At 65.5% G+C, this 5,426-nt stretch carries 5 protein-coding genes; all 5 read left to right on the forward strand.

What is annotated here, in order from left to right:
- Positions 1–48 precede the first annotated feature (48 nt).
- The 5 genes from C2L80_RS12975 to leuS all read left to right on the forward strand — a co-directional run bounded on the left by C2L80_RS12975 (position 49) and on the right by leuS (position 5,303).
- Positions 49–915 carry a dimethyl sulfoxide reductase anchor subunit family protein gene (locus tag C2L80_RS12975; protein ID WP_087198672.1) on the forward strand — a complete coding sequence of 289 codons (867 nt, stop codon included), beginning with the start codon at positions 49–51 and terminating at the stop codon, positions 913–915.
- 59 nt (positions 916–974) lie between these two features.
- Complete coding sequence (gene yaaA, locus C2L80_RS12980; protein ID WP_087198665.1) at positions 975–1,733, forward strand: peroxide stress protein YaaA; 759 nt, start codon at positions 975–977, stop codon at positions 1,731–1,733.
- Between the two features lie 69 nt (positions 1,734–1,802).
- Positions 1,803–2,186 carry a hypothetical protein gene (locus tag C2L80_RS12985; RefSeq protein WP_087198666.1) on the forward strand — a complete coding sequence of 128 codons (384 nt, stop codon included), beginning with the start codon at positions 1,803–1,805 and terminating at the stop codon, positions 2,184–2,186.
- Positions 2,183–2,590 carry a type II toxin-antitoxin system VapC family toxin gene (locus C2L80_RS12990; protein ID WP_087198667.1) on the forward strand — a complete coding sequence of 136 codons (408 nt, stop codon included), beginning with the start codon at positions 2,183–2,185 and terminating at the stop codon, positions 2,588–2,590. Before C2L80_RS12985 ends, C2L80_RS12990 begins: the two co-directional genes overlap by 4 nt.
- A gap of 136 nt (positions 2,591–2,726) precedes the next feature.
- A complete protein-coding gene (gene leuS / locus C2L80_RS12995; RefSeq protein WP_087198673.1) occupies positions 2,727–5,303 on the forward strand; it encodes a leucine--tRNA ligase in 2,577 nt (858 codons plus the stop codon).
- Positions 5,304–5,426: the final 123 nt, after the last annotated feature.

Genomic DNA, 5,426 nt, shown 5'->3' on the forward strand with positions numbered 1-5,426 from the left:
CGGGGCCTTAAGGTCGCCGTCCCGCGGTTCTACCGCTAGGCGCGCGCGATGGCCGGGCTCGCCACCGCCCTCGACGAGGTCACGCTCGTCCTGTTCACGACGCTCGCGCCGTCGGGCGCGGTGGCGTACGCCATCATGGGCGCGGCGGCGCTATGGGCGCGTGGCGACGAGCGAAAGCGGGTGAGCCGCGCGTTGCTCATTCCCTTCCTCGTGACGCTTGTGGGCTTGGTGGCTTCGGCCACGCACCTCGGCAATCCCGACAACGCGTTGTACGTGTTCTCCCGCGTGGGGCGCAGCCCTTTGTCGAACGAGGTGTTCGCGGCTGTGCTGTTCCTGAGCGCATCGGGTTTGCACTGGCTCTACCAGTTCGCCGAGCATGCGCGTCCGCGCGTGTTGAACGCACTGATGGGAGCTGCCATTCTCGCCTCGTTCGCATTCGTGGCCTCGGTGGCGCTCGCCTATGCCAGCCGCACGGTGGTCACGTGGGACACCCCTTTCGTTCCTGTCGCACTGTGTTTGAACGCGCTGGTTGGCGGTCCGGTGCTGGCCGTTGCGGGCCTGCGGCTCGCGCAGTGGGAGCCGCTTGAAGGGAAGGCGGGCTGGGCGCTGCTCGCACTCTCGCTGGCGGCGCTTGTGGTGAACGCGGGCGTGTATGTCGCCCAAGGCGCGAGCGTGCTGCCTCTGCGGAACTACCTCGTGTCTGCCGAGCAGCTTGTTCCGACGTACGGTGCGATGGTGATCGCCTTCTGCGTGCTCGCGGCGGCTGGGCTCGCGGTGGACGCGGCGGGGTTGCTGCGGGGCCGCGTCACGTCGAAAGCGTCGGTCGCCACCGCGTCGGCGCTCGTGTTTGTCGGCATCTTCGTGATGCGCTTCGCCTTCTACATGATGCACATGACCTACGGGATCAGCCTGTAACGCGGTGCTCTTGCGCGATGTGCTACGCTTGCGGGACGGTTTCCGAGGAAAGGCAAAGCATGCGCATCATCATATCGCCGGCTAAGAAAATGAACGTGGTGGACGACGCGTTCGGGTGGCGCGAGTTGCCGATGTTCGCGGACGAGGCCGCGCGGCTGGCCGACGCGGTGCGGGCGCTCTCCTACGAGGAGGCGAAGGCGCTTTGGCAGTGCAGCGACGCGCTCGCCGAGCTTAACTTCGAGCGCTTCCGCACGATGGATGTGCGCGGCGATGCGGCTGCGCTCACGCCGGCGGTGCTCGCGTACGAGGGCATCCAGTACCAACGCATGGCACCGGGCGTGATGACGGCCGATCAGCTGGACTACCTGCAGCGGCACCTCCGCATCCTGTCGGGCTTCTACGGCGTGCTGCGCCCCTTCGACGGCGTGGTGCCCTATCGTCTCGAGATGCAGGCCAAGCTGGCGGTGGACGGCGCGCGCGATCTGTACGGGTTCTGGGGCGACGCGCTGTATCGGGCGATCGCTGCCGAGGCGGACGTCATCGTGAATCTGGCATCGGTCGAGTACGCGAAGGCGGTCGTGCCCTATGCCGCGCGCGCGGGTTGCCGCGTGGTCACCTGCCTGTTCGGCAGCGTTGACGGGCGCGGCCGTTTCGTGCAGCGCGCCACCGCCGCGAAGGCTGCGCGCGGCTCCATGGTGCGCTGGTGCGCCGAACGCGGTATCGGACGCGTCGACGACCTGCGCGCTTTCGACGTGGGCGGCTACGCGTACGACGGGGAGCGCTCGGATGCCGACACGCTGACGTTCGTGCAAAGGTGACTTCCTTCAAGCGTGTGCGCGTGGTATCATGCAATCGGCATGAAGAACGGATGCTGATAGGAGGAATGCATGCCCGCGTTGCAGGTGAAGGATTTCCCGAGCGATTTGTACGACCAGCTGCGCGAATGCGCGGCGGCTCAGGACCGCAGCATCTCCCAGCAAACCGTCCACGTGCTGCGCGAGTACTTGCGCGCGTATCGCCAAGGAGGTGGGTCTGCTAGCTGGGTCGTGCGTCCTGTTGTCGAAAGGCCCGATGCGGTTCTTCGGACGAGTGATCGAACTGCGGAAACTCCTGAAGAGCGTGCGGAGCGACGCAGGAAACTGTTCGAGCGAATCGACGCGCTTCCGAAGTTCGAGGTTCCCGACGATTTTCCCGAGCCGGCGGAGATCGTGCGCCAGATGCGCGAGGAGCACGATGATCGCATCGTTCCCGAATTGAGTCACATCCGATGATCGTGCTCGATTGCAGTGCGGCGGTGGAAATGGTGCGGGGCACTTCGCGCGGCTATGGTTTTCGCTGCTTGATGCTGAAAGACGAACACGTTGTCGCCTCTGAGCTGTTTCGTGCAGAGGTGCGTAATGCGTTTTGGAAGTATGCACGTGCTGGATTGCTCTCCGTCGAGGATGCCGAGGCGCATATAACGGAAGCGCTCGGCCTCGTTGACGAATTCGTCCCCCTCGAGGAGAACGCTGCGGAGTCGTTCGCCGAGGCGGCGCGGCAGAGCCATCCGGTGTACGACCTGTTCTACGTCACGCTTGCTCGGCGCAACGCGGCAACCCTGCTCACCGCCGACAAGAAGCTCGTCGCCCTCTGCGAGCGCATGGGCGTGAACTGCGTGTGCGAGGTGGAGTTTTGACGCTTCGCTTCACGCCGTCCAATCATTATAATGGGAACATTCGCGAAGCAAGCCTTCCGCGTGGACGCGCGCGAGGGCGCTGCGCATGCGGGGGATTTTCGCGTGCGCACGAACCTGACGAGGACAGACCATGACCATGAAACCGTACAACCCGCACGAGATCGAGCCCCGCTGGCAGAAGGAATGGGCGGCCGCCGATCTGTACAAAGTGACCGAGGACGCCTCCAAGCCGAAGCGCTACGTGTTGGAGATGTTCCCGTATCCCTCGGGCGACATCCACATGGGCCACGTGCGCAACTACACCATCGGCGACGTGATCGCGCGCTACTCGAAGATGCGCGGTTTCGACGTGCTGCATCCGATGGGCTGGGACGCGTTCGGCCTGCCCGCCGAGAACGCGGCCATCAAGCACAACAGCCATCCGGCGAAGTGGACCTACGCCAACATCGACACGCAGAAGGCCAGCTTCAAGCGCATGGGCTTCAGCTACGACTGGGACCGCACCGTGGTGGCGTGCGACCCCGAGTACTACCGCTGGGGCCAGTGGATCTTCCTGCAGTTCTGGAAGCGCGGGCTGGTGGAGCGCCGCAACAGCCCGGTGAACTGGTGCCCGAACTGCCAGACCGTGCTGGCGAACGAGCAGGTCACCGAGGGCGAGTGCTGGCGCTGCCACGGCGAGGTGGAGAAGCGCGACCTCACGCAATGGTACTTCAAGATCACCGACTACGCGCAGGAGCTGCTCGACGACCTCGACCAGCTGGACGGCTGGCCCGAGCGCGTGAAGCAGATGCAGGCGAACTGGATCGGCCGCAGCGAGGGCGCGGAAGTCGTGTTCACATTGTGCGGTCCCGATGGCGAGGCACCGGCCGAGCCGACTGAGGATGACCTTATCACGGTGTTCACCACGCGTCCCGACACGCTGTTCGGCTGCTCGTTCTTCCTGCTCGCGCCCGAGTACCCGGGCCTCATGGAGCTGGTGGCCGGCACCGAGCACGAGGCCGCCGTGCGCGAGGTGGTGGAGCAGGCCGCGAAGGTGAGCGCCGTGGAGCGCGCGCAGGGCGACCGCGAGAAGCACGGCGCGTTCACCGGGCGCTACGTGGTGAACCCTGTGAACGGCGAGAAGGTGCCCGTGTGGGTGGCCGACTACATCGTGAGCGACTACGGCACCGGCGCGGTGATGGCCGTGCCGTGCGGCGACCAGCGCGACTTCGAGTTCGCGCGCAAGTACGATCTGCCCATCATCCCGATTATCTTGGGTGAGGACGATCCGCTGTTCCCGCAGCTCGACGGTGTGCAGGAGCGCCGCGTGACGAGCGTGGATTGGGAGCGCGCCTACGATGCGGAGGGCGTGCTGGTGCAGTCTGGGAAGTACACCGGCCTTGTGGGCGGCAAGCACAGCCCGGCCGTGGACGCCATCATCGCCGACTTGGAGGCCGCGGGCAAGGGTCGCAAGAAGGTGGAGTTCCGCTTGCGCGACTGGCTCATCAGCCGCCAGCGCTACTGGGGCAACCCCATCCCGGCCATTCATTGCCCGGAATGCGGCCTTGTGCCCGTGCCGGAGGAGGATCTGCCGGTGCGGCTGCCGGAGGATATCGACCTTGCGGCGGGCGAGACGCTTGCCACGCATGAGGCGTTCGCGCAATGCACGTGCCCGCAATGCGGCGGCCCCGCGCGGCGCGAGACGGACACGATGGACACGTTCACCTGCTCCAGCTGGTACTACCTGCGCTACACCGACCCGCACAACGATACCGCGCCGTTCGCGCCCGAGAAGGCGAACCGTTGGATGCCGGTGGATCAGTACATCGGCGGCATCGAGCATGCCATCCTGCATCTTTTGTACAGCCGCTTCTTCACGAAGGTGCTGCGCGATATGGGGATGCTGGAGGTTGGCGAGCCTTTCAAGAACCTCTTGTGCCAAGGCATGGTGAAGGACGAGCACGGCGAGACGATGAGCAAGTCGAAGGGCAACGTCATCGCGCCCGAGGACATGATCGCCGAGTACGGTGCCGATGCCGTGCGCGCCTACATCCTGTTCATGGCCCCGCCCGACAAGGACCTCCTGTGGGACGAGGGCGGCTTGGCCGGCATCTACAAGTTCATGAACCGCGCGTGGCGCATCGTGTGCGACCTCGCGGGCGCAGCCGACGAGGACACGCTCTTCGCGGGCGGCGAGCCGTCCGTGGAGGCGGCGCACAAGGCGTCGAAGACGGCGCTGCGCGAGCGCCATCGCGTGGTGGGCAAGGTGATCGATGATTTCGACCGCAACAACTTCAACACGGCCATCGCCGCCGTCATGGAGCTGTGCAACGCGACGAGCGAGTATTTGCGCACGGTGCCGCTCGCGATGCGCCGCTCGTGCGACCACGCGCAGACGTTCGACATCGACTTGGCCGAGACCATCGTGAAGCTGCTGGCGCCCATCGCGCCGCACTGGGCCGAGGAGCTGTGGCGCGGCGTGCTGGGCCACGAGGATTCGGTGCATGTGCAACCGTGGCCCCAGTTCGACCCTGAGCAGGCGAAAGCCGACGAGGTGGAGCTTGCCGTGCAGGTGAACGGCAAGGTGAAGGCGCGCATCACCGTGGCCGCCGATGCCGCCGAGGACGAGGTGAAGTCCGCGGGCCTCGCCGCTGTGGAGACCGCGCTTGCCGGCAAGGACGTGAAGAAGGTCGTCGTGGTCCCCGGCCGCCTGGTGAACATCGTCGCGAAGTAACGGGTAACGTACAATTTTTTGCGCACTTTGACAGCAGGATAGCGTCCAGATAGGAAGGAGGGCACGGCCCGCCCCGGTATGATTCGAGTTGTCGAGACAAGAAGCATATTGGAGGAGAGCCAT

The sequence above is a fragment of the Rubneribacter badeniensis genome (assembly GCF_002899695.1).
Taxonomy (GTDB): Bacteria; Actinomycetota; Coriobacteriia; order Coriobacteriales; family Eggerthellaceae; genus Rubneribacter; species Rubneribacter badeniensis.

Bases quoted from the DNA above. Each gene is read 5' to 3' on its own strand.
- C2L80_RS12975 (WP_087198672.1), top strand. From the start codon at position 49: ATGGCCGGGCTCGCCACCGCCCTCGACGAGGTCACGCTCGTCCTGTTC.
- yaaA (WP_087198665.1), top strand. From the start codon at position 975: ATGCGCATCATCATATCGCCGGCTAAGAAAATGAACGTGGTGGACGAC.
- C2L80_RS12985 (WP_087198666.1), top strand. From the start codon at position 1,803: ATGCCCGCGTTGCAGGTGAAGGATTTCCCGAGCGATTTGTACGACCAG.
- C2L80_RS12990 (WP_087198667.1), top strand. From the start codon at position 2,183: ATGATCGTGCTCGATTGCAGTGCGGCGGTGGAAATGGTGCGGGGCACT.
- leuS (WP_087198673.1), top strand. From the start codon at position 2,727: ATGAAACCGTACAACCCGCACGAGATCGAGCCCCGCTGGCAGAAGGAA.